This is a genomic window from Mycobacterium sp. 1245801.1, from assembly GCF_001673055.1.
GTDB lineage: Bacteria > Actinomycetota > Actinomycetes > Mycobacteriales > Mycobacteriaceae > Mycobacterium > Mycobacterium europaeum_A.
Map to the genome: position 1 here is coordinate 1 of NZ_LZKY01000348.1, position 19,567 is coordinate 19,567.

Below are 19,567 nucleotides of genomic sequence, written 5' to 3' on the forward strand. Positions count from 1 at the left end.
GGTGGTCGGCCAGATACCGGTCTCCTGGGATCCCGACCGCGACACCGCGGTGAAGCGTGCACACGACCAGTTCCGCTGGTTTGCCGGCGGCTGGAAGGTCAACGCGGATCTGCCGACGCCGGCCGGCTTCGCCGGGGCGACCCAGTACGTGCGGCCCGAAGACGTCGCCGAGACCATTCCCTGCGGTCCTGACCTCGATGCCATCGTCGAGGGCGTCCGGCCGTACTGGGAGGCCGGGTTCACCGACATCGCGCTGGTGCAGATCGGCGGGGAAGCCCAGGAGCGGTTCCTCGCCGAGGCCGCGGAGCCTTTGCTCGCGGCGTTGCGCGACGCAGCAAACTGATCGCAGGTTTGACCGCTTCCCGCCCGGGTATCCGCGTTCGCAGTCGTGCGGAGCCGGCCAACGCGCGTCGGGACGTCGGCAGAGCTGGGACGTGACGGGCGTTCCGGCGGCGTTGGCCCCGCAAATCGCCGCCGCACCGCCGGTGGCCCGGACACAGGTCTTCCGGCGAAGCAAGGGGGAGTGAAAGTTGAGCGATCAGACCGACGGCACCACGAACACACTCGTCAAGGTCCTCAGCGGTGCCAGTTTCGGACTCGGCGTCAGCGAATTGGTCGCCCCGGGCAAAGTGGCCGCAATCGCGGGCGTGGATGACACCAGCCGGTCGCGACGGGTGATCCGCGCGCTCGGGGTCCGCGAATGCGGCCATGGCGCCGCGCTGCTCGGCGGTCCCGCCAAGCTGGTGTGGACCCGGGTGGCCGGGGACGTCCTGGACATGGCCCTGTTGATCGCGGGCGTGGCCGCCCGCGGCCCGGGGCGACGCCGCCAGGGCGCCATCTCGGCGGCACTGCTGTCCGGTATCGCCGGACTGGACCTGTACACGGCGCTACGCACGACCGGCAACGGGGCCGCATCAGGCGCTCCAGCGCTACGAGCTCTTTGAGGCGAAAGTAATCGGTGATTCGCAGGAAGGGACCGACGATGTCAAACGAGTTGCAAGGCAAGAAAATTGCGATTTTGGCGGCCGACGGTGTGGAAAAGGTCGAGCTCGAACAGCCGCGTGCGGCGCTGCAGGAGGCCGGCGCAAAAGTCCAGTTGCTGTCGCTGAAGGACGGCGAAATCCAGGCGCGTAATCACGATCTGGAACCGGCGGGAACGTTTGCCGTCGATCGCCAGGTATCCGAGGCGTCCGTGGACGACTTCGACGGCCTGGTGCTGCCGGGCGGCACGGTGAACCCGGACAAGCTGCGCATGGACAAATCCGCGGTGTCTTTCGTTCGCGATTTCGTCGGATCGGGCAAGCCGGTGGCGGCCATCTGTCATGGCCCCTGGACGCTGGTGGAAGCCGGTGTGGCAGTGGGCCGGACGCTGACCTCGTACGCCAGTATTCGCACCGATCTGCGCAACGCGGGTGCCCATGTCGTCGACGAGGAGGTCGTCGTCGACGGCAACCTGATCACCAGCCGTTCCCCATCGGATCTTCCGGCGTTTTGCGCGACCATCCTCAAGCAATTCGCGCAGGCGACTACCGGCTGACCGCGACTTTTCGGCCGTTCCGTTTGAATGCGCCGGTTTGCGGGCATTATCCCGCCAAGCCGTGATCAGCGGCAATCCTTGTAGGGTTCTCGAAAGGCCAACAGTGACAACCACGTATCCCGAGCCCGTTGTTTCACCGGTGCCAAACGTGTATCAGCCGCAGGAGGACTCCCGTTTGCTGGTGGACGTGATGCACGATTCCGGCCTGATCCCGGGGCGTCGTGTGCTCGATCTCTGCACGGGCAGCGGGTTCGTCGCGATCGCGGCTGCCGCGATGGGATGCGCGAGTGCCACCGCCTTCGACATCTGCCCGCAGGCGGTGCGTTGTGCCCGGGAGAACGCCGCGGTGGCCGGCGTGCAGGTCGACGTCCGCGAGGGCTCCTGGAACGCCGCGGTGGATGACGCGCCGTTCGACGTCGTCGTGTCCAACCCGCCCTATGTCCCCACCCCGCCCGGCGCCGAGACCGAAGAGATCTGCCCGGCCGCCGGCCCGTCCTGGGCCTGGAATGCCGGCGCGGACGGCCGCACGATCCTCGATCCGCTGTGCGAGACCGCGCCAAAGCTGTTGCGCGACGGCGGATCCCTGCTGCTAGTGCATTCGGCGCTGTCCGGCGTGCAGCAGTCGCTGGATGCCCTGAAGTGGGCCGGGATGGACGCGAAAGTAATTGCCTCCAAATGGATACCGTTCGGTCCGGTGCTGTCGTCGCGGGCGCAATGGTTGGAGAGCGTCGGCCTGATCCCGCGCGGCCGGCGCGAAGAAGAGCTGATCGTGATCCGCGCGGAAAAGCGATGACCACTACCCGGGTACAGGTGGTGCCCAACGGGCCCGTGCTGGTCTCGGGCCCGGTGCGCATCGAGATGCCCAACGGCGAGGTCGTGGAATCCGACCGGTTCATGGTGGCGATCTGTACCTGCCGGCGCAGCGACCGTTATCCGTTGTGCGACACCAGCCATCGCAGGTGTCGACGCCTCAAGGCGTCGGCTGCTCCAGCGGCCGCCGCAGCGACGTCTGATTCTGGCGCCACGACGTCATAATCCGTTCCGCCAGGCGGTCTTCCACCGCGGCGTGCGCCCGGATACCGAAGATGACGTCGTGCTCGAGTTGCGGCTCCTGGGCGACGAGATCGCCGACGACATCGATGCGCACGACGTGCTCGTGCACCGCGTCGGCCTCGACATGCTCGCTGTAGAACTCGACGCAGGCCGCTGGCGCCTGCAGGCGGCGCAACGCCTTCACCATGCGCTGTGATCCCGGCGGTGAGGTGATCTCCGTCGAGGCGAAGTGCCCGATGGCGGCGCCGCGCAACGAGCGGTGCAGCCCGAACAGCGACATGAGGTTGACCACCGCCAGCGATTCGGCGGGCACTGCGTCGATGTAGCCCCAATACGTCGCGTCCAGTCCGGCCGCCGACAGCAGATCCGCGAACAGCTGCTGGTGTAACCGCGCGCCATGTCCGGCGCCGTACTCATCGAATTCGATTGCCACGAATGCCGCTTTGGCCACTCCGCGCAGCCGCGGGATGGCAAAGGCGTGCGGATCACCCTCCTTGAGGTGATACAGCGAGCGGTGCACGAAGTATTCACACATCTGCTGCCAGGTTCCGGTGTCGCGCAGGTAGTACGACGGGCCGGTGCCGTCGACGGGTTCGACCGTCAGCGCTTCCATCTCGGCCGCCGCGGTCTGATCGGGGTCGATGAGTCCGACATCGCGGCGCACGCCGGCCAGAAAGACGCGTTCCAGCTCGGCGCGCAGCCCCAGCAGCGCCGGGTTCCACTCCCAGGCGGGGTCGACGCCGGCGAGACCCCGATAGTGCAGCTCGTAGCACATCGACAGCGCCAGCTGCAGATCCAGACCATAGGGATCTGAATCGCGCACCGACGCGCCGATACGGGTCAGGTGATCGCCGGAGGGCGGGCCGGACAGCGCGCAACGCACGGCTGTTGACAGCGGCCCGTGTGCTGCAGGCAGGACGGGTTCGGTCATGGTCGATGCGTGGGTCACGCCGATGTCTACCCGCTACCGGGGGCTGGCAAACGGCGCGCCGGCGGTCGCATACGTCCCCCGCCCGCCTCAGCCGGCCGCTGACGGCGGTCGGAAGGTGATGTCGGCGGTGGTGCCGGCGGCGGTGGTGTCCAGGTCCATGGAATCGCTGAGCATCCGCATCAGCGGTAAGCCGCGGCCACCGTTGCCCGGGTTGGCGGCCGGCGTCTTCCACGATCCGTAATCGGTGATCCGGGTGCGCACTTCGTCGTCGGTGAGGCTGACTTCGAGCAGCATGGTTCCGGCGGCGAAACCACGGTAAGCGTGTTCGACGCAGTTGGTGCACCCCTCGTTGACCACCAGCACGATGTCGGCGGTCAGGTCTTCACCGATGCCCCCGGCGCGCAACCAGTCCGCCAGCCGATGCCGGATGCTGACCAATTGGTCTGCGGTGGCGACGGTTTCGATCCGCAGCGGGCTGTGCTGATGGCGGTAGATCACCATCGCGACGTCGTCGTCATATCCCGCTGCCGGAGCCAGCTTACGAAGCACCTCATCGGCGACGGTGTCCAGGGGTGATGTCATGGTCTGCGCCAGAACGTCTGCGGCGCGGGCGATTCCGTCGTCGATCGATTCGTGTTTGCGTTCCACGAGGCCGTCGGTGAACAGCATCAGCGTCGAGCCGGGCGGCAGCACCTGGGTGGTCTGCGGGCGCGGCTCGGTCCGGCGGACCGCGAGCGGCACCGACGCGGCATCGGTCAACAGCGTGGTCGTGCCGGGCTCCGGCCCGGCCAGCACGGCCGGCATGTGTCCGGCGTTGCTGTACTGCAGCACCCCGGTCTCGGTGTCCAGAATCGCCAGGAACACCGTGGTGCAGTACGCATTCGGGATGAGCGACGCCGCCGAGTCGAGCTGATCGAGCAGCACCGCGGGTTCGGCGCCGTTGATCAGTAGCGCCCGCGCGGAGCTGCGCAGCTGCCCCATGATCGCGGCGGCCGGCAGGCCGCGGCCCACGCAGTCGCCGACGACGATGCCGATGTGGTGCTCGCCGATCGGGAGCACGTCGTACCAGTCGCCGCCGATCTCCAAGGGCGGCACCGCGGGTTCGTAGCGAACGGTGAAGCCCGGCGGCGGCTGAACCGGCGGCAGCATGGCGCGCTGCAAGGTCAGCGACGTCTCGCGCGCGCTCTCGAACTGGCGCACGTGCTGCATGGCCAGACTCAGGTGGCTGATCAACACGGTGACCAGCAGCCGATCCTCCCCGCTGACCCACCGCGGTGTGCGCAGCTCGAGCCACAGCGCCAGGTTCCCGGTGCCGGAGAGCACCGCGACCAGTCCCTGCGCCTTGCCTGGATTCCCCGGCGCCTCAATCGTTTTCGCCGTCAGCGGCAGCTGGTGGCGCGCGTCCTGAAAGGTGTTGCGCAACCACGGCTCCAGCGCGCGCCATGACGAGGCGGACGGCTCGCCCGCCACCTGGACGGTCGGGTCGCCGTCACCGTTGGGCCACGAGACCGCGATTACCCGCTGCACGTCGATCGCCGCGCTGCACTCGTCGAGGGTGATCGACAGCAGCTCGTCCACGCTTTTGGCCACCGCCACCGCGGTGGCCAGCCGCAGCACCGCGCTCTCCCGGGCCGCGAAGGCGCGCTCGGCGGTGACGTCACGGATCGTTCCCACGTAGGCATCTCGATCGCTGCCGGTTTCCTTGACTGCGTTGATGCTCACCTTCACCCACGCCAGATGCCCGTCGGCGTGGCGAATCGGTGTTTCGTAGTCGGCCCGGCCGTGGCTCAGCACCCGGGTTATCTGTTCGGCCGCCGTCTTGGTGTCGACCAGCCAGGGGTGCGGCCATCGATACGGCAGACCCTCGCTGGAATACCCGAGGATCTCGATGAAGGCACTGTTCATCTCGACCACCGAGCCCTCGTGATCGGCGACGAAGAAGCCTTCCTGCAGGGAATTCACCAGTGCCGTGCGGAATTTGTCGCGATCGGCCAGCCCCTCGGCGCGGGCCCGTTGTTCGGCGTAGCGTCTGTTGCCGTCGATGAAGCCACGCGTCGCGACGTCCAGCGGAACCAGCAGCTGCAGCAGGAACTCCAGCGCGATCGGCGCATCCACGCGCACGTCCGTCGCAATTTCGAAGACCAGCCGCACGTGATGCTCGACGATGTCGAGCAGGCTGATCTGCTCCTGCAGGGCCCTGCGCCCGAGCTCGTTGCCGACCGACAGGGTCGCCTCGTCACGCGAATCGACGTAGGCGCGTAACGCGGCCTCGTACTGGTCGTAAAAGTCGTGGTGGGCGTTCACATCGTCACTCCCCGGTGCCGCGCGGCCAGCACCATCGCATCGTCGGTCTCCTTCGCGTCCTTGCCGAGGAGTCCTTCGGCGATGGCGACCGCCGGGGCCGAAAAGTCGATATGGTCCAGGTAGTCTTCGATGATTCCGTCCGTCCGCATCAGCAGCAGATCACCGGGGCGAATCGAAACGGCTTGCGCTGGTCTGATTTCCGGTATGCGATAACCGACGATGCCGCCAATGAGACGTGCCGTGGACTGGATATGGATACCGGTTGGTGCCTTGGCCACCAGATGGGCGGTGACATTGCCCACGCCGGCCCACGTCACCGTGTTGTCGGCAAAGTCGACCCGCGCCAACGTCATTGCGACTCCTCTGGTGCCTGCCAACACCCGGTGACAGAGTTGGATCAACACTTCGATCGGCTCCGACGCGGCCCGCGTGACCGTGTCGACCGCCCGCAGCGCGGCGTCGGCGGCGGCAGGCCCGTGGCCGAGCCCGTCCACCAGTCCGAACAATGCGGCCGTACCGGCGATGTCGACGGCAATGCCCCGATCACCGGAGGTGTCCTCGCTCGGCAAAGGCCTACCCGCCCTTGCCCATTCGATAGGTCCGAAACGCCCGTTCTTATGCACGAGGGGGAACCCATTTCCACATTTCGATGACGGTCCCCTGGCCCAGGGTCGACTCGACTACCAACCGGTCCATCAGGCGGCGGGCACCCGGCAGGCCCATGCCCAGACCCCGTCCGGTCGTGTAGCCGTCTTCCATCGCCCGCTCGATGTCGGCGATGCCGGGGCCCTGATCTTCGGCGCGCACCACCAGGGCTTCGCGTCCCTCCCGATCGGCGACGGCGACCCGAACCGCGCCGCGGCCCGCGTAGCTGGTGATGTTCCGCGCGATCTCCGAGATCGCCGTGGCGATCATCGTGACGTCGGTAAGGGAGAATCCCAGATCGAGGGCGAGTTGGTGTCCGGCCTTGCGGGCTTCGACGATGTCGTCGGGGTGGTCGATGGCGACGACGATATCAGCCGCCACCGTCGAGCCCGATCGTTGACTTCCCCACGCCGCCTTGGCGATTCAGCAGGGCGAGGCCCTCTTCAAGATCCAGCGCGGTGTTCATGTCGTCGAACTCAAGACCCAGCTGCACCATCGCGAAGGCCACCTCCGGCTGCAACCCCACGATCACGGTGTCCGCGCCGCGCAGCCGGGTCATGTGCGCGATGGTCCGCAGCGACCGCGCGGCAAAGGAATCCATCACATCGATGGCGGTGACGTCGACGATGATGCCCTGGGCGCGGAACTGGCTGACCCGTTCCATGAGGTCATAACGAAGGCGTTCGGCGTCGGAGTCGGTGAGGGCGGCCTGTACCGACGCAATGAGAATCGAGCCCTGCTTCAGGATCGGTACTGGCATAGCGTGCTCGTGTCGATGGTGGTTAGCCGGTCTATTCGCCGGTGCGGGTGACCTCGTAGCCCAGCAGGCGTTCGGCCTCCTCGATGCCGCCCTGCAGGTCGCCGACCGCGTTCATCTTCGACAGGTCCAGCCCGATGGTCACCAGCGTCAGCGCGATCTCGGAGGATAGGCCGGTAATGATCACGCTGGCACCCATCAACCCCGACGCGTCGACGGTCTGCACCAGGTGGTTGGCTACCGTCGAGTCGATGGTGGGCACACCGGTGATGTCGATGACCACCACCTTGGCCCGGTTCGCGCGGATGGCCCGCAGCAGCTGTTCGGTGACCTGGCGGGCGCGCTGAGAATCCAGCACGCCGATGATCGGCAGGATCAGCAGCTGCTCACGCACCTGCAGCACCGGCGTCGACAGCTCGCGGATCGCCTCCTGCTGCTGGCGGATGATGCGCTCGCGTTCCTGCACGAACGACACGCCCACCGTGTTGGCGATGCGGTTTGCCGCCGGCTCGTAGGCGTCCAGCACCCGATTGAGCATGTCGAAGTCGGTCTGGTACTTCTCGAACAGCGAGCGGGCGAGCACGTCGCGCAGCAGCAGGACGATGCCGAGTACCTCGTCGGTCTCCACACCGCGCGGGATGATGCGCTCGGACAGGTCGCGCGCGTAGTCCTGCAGTGCCTCGACGCTACCGGTCTCGAGCACCTCGACGTAGCTGTCGTACACCGTCGTCGCCTCGGAGAAAATCTCCTCCGGGGTCATCGCGGTGAGCAACTGCGCCTCGGTGATGCGGCGGGCCCATTCCTCGCGCAAAATCGTCCGATTCTGCCGTAGATGCTGAACTAGCTGCGGCAGTAGGCCCTCGCTGGAAATACCCACGGTCTGCGCGGCGGCGCCGGTACTGTTGAAATCCGACGGCGAATCTGACATCTGGCCTCCCGAGTAGCCACGTCGCGCCCTGCGGTCTGCAGTTCCTTTTGCGAGACTAGCCTGGGTTGTCGCGGGGCACGTGTAGAGGGCATATTCTTCTCGCAGTTCGTAACGGCAGGCTAGGGTTGAACCACGCTTAAGGCACTCAAGGCCCAGGACAAAGGATTGCCATTGTCAGCTCCTGATTCGATTACCACGTTGGTTGAAGACCACGACGGGGTGTCCGTGGTCAGTGTCAGCGGCGAAATCGATTTGGTCACGGCGCCCGCGCTGGAACAAGCCATTAGCGCTGTCGTCGCCGATAGCCCGACGGCGCTGGTCATCGATCTCTCGGCGGTGGAGTTTCTCGGCTCGGTCGGCCTGAAGATCCTGGCCGCGACGTATGAGAAGCTGGGCAAGCAGACCGGGTTCGGCGTGGTCGCACGCGGTCCGGCCACCCGCAGGCCGATCCACCTGACCGGTCTGGACAAGACCTTCCCGCTGTATCCGACGCTCGACGACGCACTGACCGGCGTGCGGGACGGCACACTCAACAGCTAGCGCCGCGCTTTACCCATCGCTTGCCTGACAACGCCTTTGGCGCGGATGCGGCGATTCCAATTTCGCATCTCGTCGATTTCGGCGCCTATTCTGCGTTTTTTCTCGAGGACACCGCCGGCCTGAAGCGGTCTGCGCGCCCGGCGCAGGTGCGATGATCGGGGCTATGGACGTCGACCATCCGCAATCGGACCAGCGGTGGGATCGCCGTGCGCGCGGCGAGACAGAAGTTCAACGGCTGGACCGCAATTGGAACAGCCTGCTGCAGGAGCTGCGCGTGGTCCAGACCGGGGTGCAGCTGCTGACCGGATTCCTGTTGACCCTGCCGTTCCAGCAGCGCTTCGACGTGTTGGGGCCGCCGATGCGGGTGGTCTATTTGGCCAGTGTGGTGTGCGCGGTGTGCGCGACCGTCTTGCTGATCGCGCCGGTGGCCATGCACCGGATGCTCTTCCGGCGTCATCGGCTACAAGTCCTGGTCTCGGCCGCACACCGGTGTGCCTATGCCGGGCTGGCCCTGCTCGGTCTGGCGGTCATCGGCCTCACCACGATCATCTTCGCCGCGGTGGCCGGGCGGACCGTGGGCCTGATAGCCGGAGGGTGTGCGCTGCCGCTGTTCACCTTCTTCTGGTGGGTGCTGCCACTGATGCTGCGGACGCACGGCGAGTGACGCGACCCCGCCGGTCAGCGACCGGGCGCGAGCGCCGCGATCCGGGTGGACGTCAGGTGTTCGAGCAGGTCACGCGGATCGGCGAAGACGGGGTCGGCCCCCGCCTCCTGCAGTTCCGCGCGGGCGATGCCGCCGCTGCTCAGCCCGATGCACGGCACTCCCGCGCCGGACGCGGCGCGTGCGTCCCATACGGCGTCTCCGACGAACACGGCGTGTTCGGCGTCCACACCGGCGCGGTCCAGGGCCACGTTAACGATGCCGGGTTCGGGCTTGGCGGTGTCGACGTCGCGTGACGACGTGGTCGCGGAGATGACGTCGTCGCAATCGAGCACCTTGCGCAGGATCTCCAGTTCGTCTTCGGGCGCCGAGCTGGCCAGCACCACCTGCAAGCCCAGCTCGGCGACGCGGCGCAGCAGGTCGCGGGCGCCGGGCAGCGGTTGCAGCAGCGGCGTGATCTCCCGGTAGTACTCGCTGTGCTTGTCGCTGAGGCGCTCCTGGACGTCGGCCGGGGCGTCGTCGGAGAGCTTGCGCACCAGCGTGGATCCGTCCATACCGATGCAGCGATGGATTTGCCAGGACGCCACCACCATGCCCTCGGCGTCGAACGCGCGCTGCCAGGCGTGCACGTGCAGGTAGTTGGAATCCACCAGGGTTCCGTCGACGTCGAACAGGACGGCGGGGCGGCCGCCGCGCGCCGTCAGGGCAGGCTCCCGGCGCCGGTGCCGGGGCACCCGCCCGCATGCGATCGTGAAATCATGTGCCCGGCATACCCACGCAGGGCGTGACTGACACGGTCCACCCTTCGTTTGGTCCCTGGACCGACGGGTACCCCGGGTGATGATCCGCTGCGCCGGGACGGCTGTGCCGTGCTTGCCAGCGGATCCGACCTAGGCCGTATGTATGAATGACGCTGGCACACAATAGTTTTCGACGAGGAATGACGTTGGATTACCGCAAGAACGCCCCAGTCGACCATGCCCGTACCACCCGTGCGCACGCCGGCGAATCCCTCCAGAACGGCGCCAACGCACCCGGGCTTGCCGGGTCGGCCCTCGCGGTGATCGCCCTCACCGTCGGCCTGTTCGCCGTGGCCGCCGGCCATCTGGTGGTCGGCGCCGTCGCCCTGATCGTCGCCGTCATATTGGGCGCGCTGAGCGCGACCTGGCTGCTGCGCACCCACCGCAAGGTCCGCGATGCCGAACTGCGCTGGCATGCCAAGCATTCCGACCAGCCGGCGCCACCGCCCAGCAGCTGACGGAATCGGTACGCGCCTGATCCCGCGGCGAGCGGGTGAATTGGGCACATTTTTTCGGTCGCAATGGTGTAGCACACCCCCGAACGGGGTACTGCCTGCGCCACGGGTGAGTACAGGAAAGTGCGTCAACCCGTTCCGGAGCAGGAAGGAACACCGATGGCGACCACCACTGACTACGACGCACGCCGTATATCCGACGCGGACACCCCGGACAAGTCCTCGCTACGCGAATTGGCCCCGACCCTGCAGGGAGCCGCCACCACCGTGGTGGACGAGGACCCCAACGATGTGCACTTCTTCGAGCTGCCGGGCGCCGACCTGTCCGGGGAAGAGCTGTCGGTGACCGTGATTCCGCAGCGGGCCGACGAGTTCACCTGCTCCAGCTGCTTTTTGGTCCAGCACCGTAGCCGGATGCGCACGTCGAGCGCCGGCCTTCCGGTGTGCGCCGACTGCGCCTGAGATCGGCTCTTCCGGAAGACTCCCCGGCCCGCGTGAGCCCCGCGCCGCGACCGCGAACCTGCGCTGGATTGTCGGTGGCATCCACTAGGTTCAGCGGACGATGGAGAAGGTGCTCGGGTCGCTCCTGCCGCTGGGGTTAGCGCTCCCTTGGTATTTCACGCAGCGGGCCACCGGTAGCCTGCCGGCGGGATGCGCGGCCGGCCTGGTCGGCCTGGCCGCCGCGGTGGCCATCCTGTGGTGGCTTTCGCTGCAACGGGATCGCCACCAGGCCGACGCGCAGCGACGCCGCGACCTCAAATGCGCGAAAGCCGGGCTGCGGACCATCGATCGGATGTCGGGCACCGAGTTCGAGGAATTCGTTGCGGCACAGCTTCGGATCGCGGGCTACAGCGTCACCCCGACGGCGAGCACCGGCGACTACGGCGTGGACCTGATCGCCAAGAAGGACGGTGCCCGCATGGCCGTTCAATGCAAAAGGCTGGCGAAGGCGGTGGGCGTGGCCGCGGTCCAGCAGGTCGTGGCCGGGGCGCTGCACCATGGCTGCAACCGGACGGTCGTGGTGACCAACCAGACCTTCACCAAGGCGGCTCGCCGGCTGGCCAGCACCCATCACTGCCGTCTGGTGGCGCGCACCCAATTGCACAGCTGGACGCGAATCGCCACCGTTCCCGGCCGGGGCCCGCGGCGCACACCCGGGGTCGCTCCCCACGCCCGGCCGCAGCGGCTGGAACCGGAGTGGGACGCCTAACGAGAGCCTCTGCGCCACAGCATGTTCGGGCCGTCACGCCGGTGTCAGCGCCGGGTGGCGTCATCGATCACCCTGCGCGCGATGTCCCGCAGCGGGGTGTTCATGCTCTGCGAGAGTTTGATCAGCGTGTTGAAGGCGGTCTGATCGTCGAGGTCGTAGCGCTCGATGAGGATGCCTTTGGCCTGGCCGATCATGTCGCGGGTGCTCAGGGCTTCCTTGAACTGTTGGGTGCGCACCACGTTGCTCCACGCCAGGGCGCCCAGCGTCGCGAAGATGGCGGCGATCCGACGGGAGTCCTCGGAGAAGGCCTGCGGGCGATCGGCATAGAAGTTCAGGGCGCCCATGCTCAGCTCGTCGGCGAACATCGGCAGCGACAGAACGCTGCGGATCGGCGTGTGGGCGAGCGCGTCGGCCTGATACTTCGGCCAACGTTGGTCCATCTCGAGGTCGTCGATGACGACGACCTTGCGGGTCCACGCGGCGTGCACGCACGGCCCTTCCAGGTGGCGCTGCTGGAACTCGTCCAGCAGGCGGGCGCTGTCGTGGGTGACCGACGGGGTGCTGATCTCGTTCTGCCGGCTGGTGACGGTGATCCCCGCTTCCTGAGCCCCCGGCACCCAGCGCGCGGCCGCGCTGGTCAGGTCGTCGAGCACCTGGGGGAAGTCAGACGCGTCCGCCGAATAGATGGCGCGCAGAACGTCGGTGAACAGGGTCAGATCGTCAAAATTGGTCACTGAATGTCGCCCTCATGCTTCGAGACCGGTTACAGGCAATTCCGCGCCGTTTTCTGCAGCCTGCGGTCTCGCGAGGCGATCACTGATTAGCTATGACGGCGACGAAAGTCGATGCTGTCTGCTTAGCATGACGGTGAGATCCATTATATCGGCCGGGTTTCCGCCGATTGCGCCCGATACCGACTCTGGACGGACCCCGGTTGACGGGGGCCAGACGCCGGTCGCGACCCTCCGCCGCGGCTGACGAGCGACGGATGTCCAACTGGTCGGGGTGGCGGGATTTGAACCCACGGCCTCTTCGTCCCGAACGAAGCGCGCTACCAAGCTGCGCCACACCCCGCTTGAAGCTCCGACAGCCTATCGCACCGGGCCGTCGGCTGGCCAAACCGCGGTGCGCGAGGTCACGTCCAGGTGCACGATCGCTCGAACTCGACCAGCGCCTCGGCCGGGCCGGTCGGATCCAATCCCTGCGCCCGCACCCACTCGTCACTGAAATAGGTGTCGCGGTAGCGATCGCCGCTGTCGGCGAGCAGCGTGACGACCGAACCGCTGCGGCCCTCGGCGACCATCTCGGCGAGCAGGCCGAACGCACCCCACAGGTTGGTCCCCGTCGACGGCCCCACCCGGCGCCCCAACACGGCGCTGACGTGCCGCGCGGCCGCGATTGACGCCGCGTCCGGGACGGCCACCATCCGGTCGACCACGCCGGGCAGAAACGACGGCTCCACCCGCGGCCGGCCGATGCCCTCGATGCGCGACGAGCCGGGCAGCACCAGGTCGTTCAGGTCGTTCTGGTCTTCGGCATAGGCGGGGAAGAACGCGGAGTTCTCCGGGTCGACGACGCACAACCGAGTGGCGTGGCGCCGGTACCGGATGTAGCGCCCGATCGTGGCGCTGGTTCCGCCGGTGCCCGCCCCGACCACGATCCACTCCGGGACGGGGTGCTCCTCCTCGCGCATCTGCTCGAAGATCGACTCGGCGATGTTGTTGTTGCCCCGCCAGTCGGTGGCGCGTTCGGCGTTGGTGAACTGGTCCAAGTAGTGCCCACCGGTCTCGTGGGCGATCCGCTGGGCCTCGGCGTAGACCTCGCTGGCGCTCTGCACGAAATGGCAACGGCCGCCGTGGGCTTCGATCAGCGCCACCTTCGACGTGCTCGTCGCCGCCGGCATCACGGCGACGAACGGCAGCCCCAGCAGGGCGGCGAAATAGGCCTCGGACACCGCCGTCGAACCCGACGACGCCTCGACCACGGTGGTGCCCTCGTCGATCCAGCCGTTGCACAGCGCGTAGAGGAACAACGAGCGGGCCAGCCGGTGCTTGAGGCTGCCGGTGATGTGCGTGGTCTCGTCTTTGAGGTACAGCGCGACCTGGGCGCCGGGACCGCCCATGCTCCACGCCGACGGCAGCGGATAGCGAAGCAGATGGGTGTCGGCGCTGCGCCGGGCGTCGGCCTGGATCAGCCGGATCGCATTGTCGGTCCAGCAACGCGAGCGGCTGCGGACCGCGATCCGGGTCTCGCCGGTCAACGCACCGATGCTGTTGGCTGCGAACGGCTCAGGTCGCTGGCCGCGTCGCGGTCGCCCATCGGGGTGGCGATCAACGTCAGCAGGGTCGCCTCCGGGCGGCAGCAGAATCGCACCGGCGCGAACGGCGAGGTCCCCATGCCGGCGGACACATGCAACTGCATGTTCGCGCCCCAGCGCGACGGTCCCTTGGCGCGCGAGCGGTCCAGGCCGCAGTTGGTCACCAGCGCGCCGTAGAACGGCAGGCACACCTGGCCGCCGTGCGTGTGCCCGGCCATCACCAGCTGATAGCCGTCGGCGGCGAACCGGTCCAGCACCCTGGGCTCGGGCGAATGGGTCAGTCCCAGCCGCAGATTCGCCGCCGGGCTGGCCGGGCCGGCGATGGTTTCGTAGCGGTCCCGGTCCAGGTGCGGGTCGTCCACGCCCGCGGCCGCGACGTGCAGGCCGGCGACTTCGAACTCGCGGCGGGTGTGGGTGAGATCGAGCCAGCCGCGCTCGGTGAACGCCGCCCGCAGGTCCTGCCAGGGCAGCGGTTCACCGCGGACCCGGTGCGACGGATTGGTCACGTAGTTCAGCGGATTCTTCAGCTTCGGCGCGAAGTAGTCGTTGCTGCCGAACACGAAGACACCCGGGCGAGAGAGCAGGTCACCCAGGGCCTGGATGACCGACGGCACCGCCCTGGGGTGGGCCAGGTTGTCGCCGGTGTTGACCACCAGGTCCGGTTCCCAGCCGGCCAGCTCGCGCAGCCACGCCTGTTTGCGGCGCTGCCCGGGCGTCATGTGAAGGTCACTGATATGCAGCACCCGCAGCGGAGTCGAGCCGGGGGACAGCACGGGCATGGTGATCTCGCGCAGGACGAACGCGTTGCGCTCGATGACCGCGGCATAGCCGAGGCCGGCGACGCTCGAAGCAAGGGTGGCGGCGCCGGCACGCATCAGGACGGGCACGGCTCGGCGACGATGCGGGCCGCGAGGCGGCCCGGGGAGGAGCCGGGCAATCGGGACTTGAGCATCAGCCATGCTGGCAGCCTACTGCCGGTCGGGGACTGACAGCGTATCTCTTGACGTCACGACGCTTATGGCGGCGGCGGCTGGCCGGGTGCCGGTGGTGGCGGCGCCAGCAGCGGAATGGTGATCGGCGGCAGGCCCGGGATCTCGACGACCTGCGAACCGACCGGCGGCGGTGCACCTTCCGGTGGCGGCGGCGGGGCCGGCGGGATGCCGTTGCTGACCTGAATGGTGATGATCGAGCCCGGGATCGTCGCGCCGCTCGGCGTCGTGCCGACCACTTCGCCCTGCTTCGCGCTGCTGTTGACGAAGTTGTTCTGGTCGGAGACCTGGAAGCCGGCCTCCTTGATGCGTTGGCGTGCCGCGTCGATATCCAGGCCGGCGACGCTGGGCACCCGTGACCCGGGCGACCCGTCGACGTAGCGGGGATCGGTGGGCGGCAACTGCACGGGTCCGAAATTGGTGGCGATCGGCTTCATCGCGGTGAACCAGGTGCGGGCCGGCTCGTTACCGCCGTACAGGTCGCCCTCGGCGCAGTGGCGCAGCGGGGCGGAGCACAGATCGGTGGGGTTCGTCGAGTCGTCGTAGATGTAGTTGGCCGCCGCGTAGTGGTTGGTGAAGCCCACGAAGCCCGACGAGCGGTGCGCCTCGGTGGTGCCCGTCTTCCCGGACACCGGCAGGTCCCAGCCCGCCGCGCTCGCCGAACCGGCCGCCGTGCCGCCGCCCAGGGCGTCCTTGCTCATCGCGTTGGCCAGCGTGTTCGCCAGACCGTCGGGCACCACCTGGTCGCAGGTCTCGGTGGTGACGGCGACCTCGTTGCCCTTGCGGTCGACCAGCTTGTCGATCGGGTTGGGCGGGCACCAGGTGCCGCCCGAGGCCAGGGTGGCCGCGACGTTGGACAGCTCCAGCGCGTTCACCTCGATGGGGCCCAGCGTGAACGAGCCGATGTTCTGCCGCTTGACGAAGTCGGCCAGGCTCTCGTTGCTGTCGGGGTTGTAGTCGCGGGCCGTGCCGGGGTCGGCGTAGGACCGCAGCCCCAGCTTGATGGCCATGTCCACCGTGCGCGTCACACCGACCTGCTGGATCAGCTTGGCGAAGGCGGTGTTGGGCGAGGTGGCCAACGCGTCGGTGACGTTCATCGACCCGCGGTAGTTACCGGCGTTGACCACGCACCAGTTGTCCTTGGGGCAGCCCTTCGCCCCGCCGCTACCCATGCCCTTCGCCTGGAACCGGCCCGGCACCTCGAGGGTGGCGTTGATGCCCATGCCCATGTCCAGGGCCGCGGCCGTGGTGAAGATCTTGAAGACGGATCCCGCGCCGTCACCGACCAGCGAGAACGGCTGCGGGCGCATGGTCTGGCCGGCGTCGACGTCGAGGCCGTAGGTGCGGTTGCTGGCCATGGCCATCACCTTGTGCGACGTCTTGCCGGGCTGGATCACGCTCATCACGCTCGATATCCCCGGCAGGGTCGGGCTGGCGAATTTGTCGATGGCCGCCTTGACCGGGATCTGCACATCCGGGTCCAGCGTCGTCTTGATGAGGTAGCCGCCCCGGGCCACCTGTTCCTTACTGATCCCGGCCCGCGACAGGTACTCCTGGACGTAGTCGCAGAAGAAGGCGCGGTCGCCCGCAGCGATGCAGCCGCGGGGCAGCTCGTTGGGCTGCGGCAGGATGCCCAACGGCGCGGCCTTGGCGGCGCGCAGTGCTTCCTCCTCCTGCGGAATGTTCTGAATCATGGTGTCCAGCACCAGGTTTCGCCGTGCCAGCGCGCCTTCTGGGTTGATGTACGGGTTGAGCGCGCTGGTCGACTGCACCATGCCCGCCAGCAGCGCCGCCTGCTGCCAGTTCAGGTCGGACGCGTTGATGCCGAAGTAGGTCTGGGCTGCGTCCTGCACGCCGAACGAGCCGTTGCCGAACGACACCAGGTTCAGATAGCGGGTCAGGATCTCGGGCTTGGTGAAGGTTTTGTCCAGCGTCAACGCCATGCGGATCTCGCGCAGCTTGCGGGCCGGGGTGGTCTCCACCGCCGCGCGCTTCTCCGCGTCGGTTTTCGCCGTGACGAGCAGTTGGTAGTTCTTGATGTACTGCTGCTCGATGGTCGAGCCACCCCGGGTGTCCACGTCGCCGCGGGCGTAGCCGGCCAGGCCGGTCAGGGTGCCTTTCCAGTCCACGCCGTTGTGGTCGGCGAACCGCTTGTCCTCGATGGAGACGATGGCCAGCTTCATCGTGTTGGCGATCTTGTCGCTGGGCACCTCGAACCGGCGCTGCGAATACAGCCAGGCGATGGTGTTGCCCTTGGCGTCGACCATCGTCGACACGGCGGGCACCTCGCCCTCGAGCAGCTGGGCCGAGCCGTTGGCCACCACTTCCGAGGCGCGATTGGACACCAGTCCTATTCCGCCGGCGAACGGGAACAGCAGAGCGGTGGCGACGACGCTGGCCAACAAACAAAGCCCCGCAAGCTTGAGGATCGTGAGCGCGGCCGGGGGGCGGTCTGACATGGCTACTACAGTAGCGGCCCCCAGTCACGCCGCCACGCTGCACGTTCTTCCAAAATTTGCGTCATCTTGAGACCGGTGGCGGCGGGTCTGAATTTGCAGTTGCGTCACAGGTCAGACGTGCAACAGAGTGTGCAAGATCACTTCTTCGCCTATCGTTTGGTACGAGACGGCACGCCCGTCCCAAAAAAAGCGTTATCGGACTGTTGCGCAATTGGCACCTGACCACCTAACTTAGACACACGGTGAGATTCAGGTAACACCGACGTACATAGTGTGGCGTAGATCGCTAGGTCAGGATCTGCACCCGAGGAGGGCGGCCGTGACGGGCGGCCGGTAGGGAAAGGGAACAGTTCGTGTCACCAATACGGCCGGCGGCGCGTAGGACAAACATTGCAGCCGCACAAGGGGTACTCCGCAGTGTCGATGCCGAAGAACGGATCGCTTGGGTCTCGAAGGCGCTCTGCCGGACCACCGATCCCGACGAACTGTTTGTCCGCGGAGCGGCCCAGCGTAAAGCGGCCGTGATCTGCCGTCATTGCCCGGTCATGCAGGAATGCGGGGCAGACGCGCTGGACAACAAGGTCGAGTTCGGGGTCTGGGGCGGCATGACCGAGCGGCAGCGCCGCGCCCTGCTCAAGCAGCACCCCGAGGTGGTTTCCTGGGCGGACTTCTTCGACAAGAGGCGGACCCGCAGCGTCGGCTGATCTCCACCGGCCCGACGGGCCGTCGGTCGATCGGCGCGGGCAGGGCCGACGTCCCGCCATTCGTCATTACGTTTCTGTTACGACGGGCTCCGGCCGGATCCTCAGCGGGCCGGTTCCTCAGCGGGCCGTTGCCCGGCCCGCATCGTCACCGACGTAGTTCTGATTGGTCGGTTCCTCAGCGGGCCGTTGCCCGGCCCGCATCGTCACCGACGTAGTTCGGATTGGCCGGTTCCTCAGCGGGCCGTTGCCCGGCCCGCATCGTCACCGACCGAAGTGATCTGATCGGCGAGCGCTCGCAGCGCCTCCAAATCCGAAACATCGAACGGCAGCGACGGAACCCCGATCACCGGCACGTGCGGGTTGGCCCCGGTGAACCGCGACAGCAGCCTGATCTCTCGCTTGGCGGTCTGCGCACGGTCGGCGTGAATCTTCAACACCGCCGACGCTAGCGACGCGGACTCGGAATCGCCGTCCTGGTCCAGCATTTCGCTGCCATCGATCGCCCGCTCGGCCGGCAGCGAGCACAACGGCGGATGGGTGCGGTTCAACACCAGCCCGGCGAGCGGCATCCCTTCCTGCGACAGGCGGTCGACAAAGAACGCCGCCTCGCGCAGTGCGTCGGGCTCGGCCGCCGACACCACGACGAACTGCGTCCCGCGCCGCTTCAGCAGCGCGTAGGTGCGATCGGCCTTCTCGCGGAAGCCGCCGAACGTGGCGTCCAGCGACTGCACGAACGCCGCGGCGTCGCCGAGCATCTGTGAACCCAGGATCGTCGACATCGCCTTCATCGCCAAACCCATTGCGCCGGTGACCAACCGCCCGATGCCGCGGCCCGGCGCCAGCAGCAGCCGCCACAGCCGGCTGTCCATGAAGCTGCCCAGTCGCTTGGGCGCGTCCAGGAAGTCCAGGGCGTTGCGCGACGGCGGCGTATCCACGACCACCAAATCCCAGCGATCCTCGGCCAGCAACTGGCCCAGGCGCTGGGGGTCAGCGACCTCGGCAACACGCCGCAACGCGTCCCGCTGGCGGCGGAGGTTCCCGGCGAGCTGCACGCGATGATGCTCGACATGCGCCGTACCTTCGACGAGATGGTGGTCCAGTACTCGGGACCCGGTCGCGCGCAGGCGATTCTGGACAACCAGTTTTATCAGACCGTCGCCAGTTCGCTTGCCGGCACGCAGGAGTACATGGCGATGGAGAAGCTGGGCCAGTTGCTGGCCGAGGATCGCTGGGATTTGGTGGTCGTGGATACGCCGCCGTCGCGCACCGCGCTCGAT

The 19,567-nt window shown here is 67.5% G+C and carries 23 protein-coding genes, 1 tRNA gene and 2 pseudogenes; 13 read left to right on the plus strand and 13 right to left on the minus strand.

The features are described from left to right. The 5 genes and pseudogenes from A5622_RS21520 to A5622_RS28575 form a co-directional block, all read left to right on the plus strand. Positions 1 to 343: pseudogene (locus A5622_RS21520) on the plus strand (LLM class F420-dependent oxidoreductase); the annotation flags it as partial. 187 nt (positions 344 to 530) lie between these two features. Beyond that, positions 531 to 944, plus strand: a complete 414-nt coding sequence (locus tag A5622_RS21525) for a malate dehydrogenase (protein ID WP_066867719.1) — start codon at positions 531 to 533, stop codon at positions 942 to 944. A gap of 38 nt (positions 945 to 982) precedes the next feature. Then, positions 983 to 1,537, plus strand: coding sequence for a type 1 glutamine amidotransferase domain-containing protein (locus tag A5622_RS21530; protein WP_066881102.1), 555 nt, complete (start codon positions 983 to 985; stop codon positions 1,535 to 1,537). Between the two features lie 103 nt (positions 1,538 to 1,640). Then, on the plus strand, positions 1,641 to 2,330 hold the full coding sequence (locus A5622_RS21535) for a HemK2/MTQ2 family protein methyltransferase (RefSeq protein ID WP_066867713.1): 690 nt from the start codon (positions 1,641 to 1,643) through the stop codon (positions 2,328 to 2,330). Continuing rightward, a complete protein-coding gene (locus tag A5622_RS28575; protein ID WP_082990579.1) occupies positions 2,327 to 2,572 on the plus strand; it encodes a CDGSH iron-sulfur domain-containing protein in 246 nt (81 codons plus the stop codon). The genes A5622_RS21535 and A5622_RS28575 overlap by 4 nt, the downstream gene beginning before the upstream one ends. Here the strand turns inward: A5622_RS28575 and A5622_RS21540 are convergent. The 6 genes from A5622_RS21540 to A5622_RS21565 form a co-directional block, all read right to left on the minus strand. Beyond that, positions 2,508 to 3,521 (minus strand): iron-containing redox enzyme family protein, encoded by a 1,014-nt coding sequence (locus A5622_RS21540; RefSeq protein WP_082990578.1) that lies wholly within the window; start codon positions 3,519 to 3,521, stop codon positions 2,508 to 2,510. The genes A5622_RS28575 and A5622_RS21540 overlap by 65 nt on opposite strands. Before the next feature lie 87 nt (positions 3,522 to 3,608). Then, entirely contained in the window at positions 3,609 to 5,825 is a 2,217-nt protein-coding gene (locus tag A5622_RS21545) for a SpoIIE family protein phosphatase (protein WP_066867707.1), read from the minus strand. After that, complete coding sequence (locus A5622_RS21550; RefSeq protein ID WP_066881104.1) at positions 5,822 to 6,394, minus strand: SpoIIE family protein phosphatase; 573 nt, start codon at positions 6,392 to 6,394, stop codon at positions 5,822 to 5,824. The genes A5622_RS21545 and A5622_RS21550 overlap by 4 nt, the downstream gene beginning before the upstream one ends. Before the next feature lie 46 nt (positions 6,395 to 6,440). Continuing rightward, positions 6,441 to 6,851: an anti-sigma regulatory factor gene (locus A5622_RS21555; protein WP_066867701.1), complete on the minus strand. Its 411-nt coding sequence runs from the start codon at positions 6,849 to 6,851 to the stop codon at positions 6,441 to 6,443. Continuing rightward, positions 6,841 to 7,230 (minus strand): STAS domain-containing protein, encoded by a 390-nt coding sequence (locus tag A5622_RS21560; protein WP_066867698.1) that lies wholly within the window; start codon positions 7,228 to 7,230, stop codon positions 6,841 to 6,843. Before A5622_RS21560 ends, A5622_RS21555 begins: the two co-directional genes overlap by 11 nt. A gap of 31 nt (positions 7,231 to 7,261) precedes the next feature. Then, positions 7,262 to 8,155 carry an STAS domain-containing protein gene (locus A5622_RS21565; protein ID WP_066867687.1) on the minus strand — a complete coding sequence of 298 codons (894 nt, stop codon included), beginning with the start codon at positions 8,153 to 8,155 and terminating at the stop codon, positions 7,262 to 7,264. 171 nt (positions 8,156 to 8,326) lie between these two features. Between A5622_RS21565 and A5622_RS21570 the strand changes: the two genes are divergently transcribed. Genes A5622_RS21570 through A5622_RS21575 form a run of 3 tightly spaced genes read left to right on the plus strand, consistent with a single transcriptional unit; the run spans position 8,327 to position 9,359 of the window. Further along, the gene (locus A5622_RS21570; protein ID WP_231997738.1) at positions 8,327 to 8,695 is read left to right on the plus strand and encodes an STAS domain-containing protein; all 369 of its coding nucleotides are present in this window, start codon (positions 8,327 to 8,329) and stop codon (positions 8,693 to 8,695) included. Between the two features lie 20 nt (positions 8,696 to 8,715). Next, positions 8,716 to 8,850, plus strand: a complete 135-nt coding sequence (locus A5622_RS30540) for a hypothetical protein (RefSeq protein WP_255361713.1) — start codon at positions 8,716 to 8,718, stop codon at positions 8,848 to 8,850. Between the two features lie 8 nt (positions 8,851 to 8,858). Beyond that, entirely contained in the window at positions 8,859 to 9,359 is a 501-nt protein-coding gene (locus A5622_RS21575; protein ID WP_066867681.1) for a DUF6328 family protein, read from the plus strand. Between the two features lie 14 nt (positions 9,360 to 9,373). Here A5622_RS21575 and A5622_RS21580 read toward each other — a convergent pair whose 3' ends face one another. Further along, a complete protein-coding gene (locus tag A5622_RS21580) occupies positions 9,374 to 10,090 on the minus strand; it encodes an HAD family hydrolase (protein ID WP_197508072.1) in 717 nt (238 codons plus the stop codon). Between the two features lie 206 nt (positions 10,091 to 10,296). Between A5622_RS21580 and A5622_RS21585 the strand changes: the two genes are divergently transcribed. The 3 genes from A5622_RS21585 (at position 10,297) to A5622_RS21595 (ending at position 11,821) form a co-directional block, all read left to right on the plus strand. Continuing rightward, positions 10,297 to 10,614 (plus strand): MnhB domain-containing protein, encoded by a 318-nt coding sequence (locus A5622_RS21585; protein WP_066881106.1) that lies wholly within the window; start codon positions 10,297 to 10,299, stop codon positions 10,612 to 10,614. 156 nt (positions 10,615 to 10,770) lie between these two features. Further along, positions 10,771 to 11,073, plus strand: a complete 303-nt coding sequence (locus A5622_RS21590; protein WP_066867675.1) for a DUF4193 domain-containing protein — start codon at positions 10,771 to 10,773, stop codon at positions 11,071 to 11,073. Positions 11,074 to 11,173: 100 nt separating this feature from the next. Continuing rightward, entirely contained in the window at positions 11,174 to 11,821 is a 648-nt protein-coding gene (locus A5622_RS21595; protein ID WP_066867672.1) for a restriction endonuclease, read from the plus strand. Between the two features lie 44 nt (positions 11,822 to 11,865). On the opposite strand, the gene A5622_RS21600 is transcribed toward A5622_RS21595, so the two are convergent. The 5 genes from A5622_RS21600 to ponA2 all read right to left on the minus strand — a co-directional run bounded on the left by A5622_RS21600 (position 11,866) and on the right by ponA2 (position 17,586). Beyond that, positions 11,866 to 12,555 (minus strand): GAF and ANTAR domain-containing protein, encoded by a 690-nt coding sequence (locus tag A5622_RS21600; RefSeq protein ID WP_066867669.1) that lies wholly within the window; start codon positions 12,553 to 12,555, stop codon positions 11,866 to 11,868. A gap of 263 nt (positions 12,556 to 12,818) precedes the next feature. Next, positions 12,819 to 12,895: transfer RNA gene (locus A5622_RS21605), tRNA-Pro, on the minus strand. Between the two features lie 61 nt (positions 12,896 to 12,956). Further along, positions 12,957 to 14,081 (minus strand): PLP-dependent cysteine synthase family protein, encoded by a 1,125-nt coding sequence (locus A5622_RS21610; protein WP_066881107.1) that lies wholly within the window; start codon positions 14,079 to 14,081, stop codon positions 12,957 to 12,959. Next, entirely contained in the window at positions 14,078 to 15,013 is a 936-nt protein-coding gene (locus A5622_RS21615) for a metallophosphoesterase (RefSeq protein WP_156753045.1), read from the minus strand. Before A5622_RS21615 ends, A5622_RS21610 begins: the two co-directional genes overlap by 4 nt. A 140-nt stretch (positions 15,014 to 15,153) precedes the next feature. Then, complete coding sequence (ponA2, locus tag A5622_RS21620; RefSeq protein ID WP_066867660.1) at positions 15,154 to 17,586, minus strand: transglycosylase/D,D-transpeptidase PonA2; 2,433 nt, start codon at positions 17,584 to 17,586, stop codon at positions 15,154 to 15,156. 353 nt (positions 17,587 to 17,939) lie between these two features. Between ponA2 and A5622_RS21625 the strand changes: the two genes are divergently transcribed. Continuing rightward, a complete protein-coding gene (locus A5622_RS21625; protein ID WP_007772220.1) occupies positions 17,940 to 18,290 on the plus strand; it encodes a WhiB family transcriptional regulator in 351 nt (116 codons plus the stop codon). Between the two features lie 233 nt (positions 18,291 to 18,523). Here A5622_RS21625 and A5622_RS21630 read toward each other — a convergent pair. Beyond that, positions 18,524 to 19,273: pseudogene (locus A5622_RS21630) on the minus strand (ArsA family ATPase); the annotation flags it as partial. A 72-nt stretch (positions 19,274 to 19,345) separates the two neighbouring features. Between A5622_RS21630 and A5622_RS21635 the strand changes: the two are divergent. After that, a partial coding sequence (locus A5622_RS21635; RefSeq protein WP_369829250.1) for an ArsA family ATPase occupies positions 19,346 to 19,567 on the plus strand: 222 nt, incomplete at its 3' end.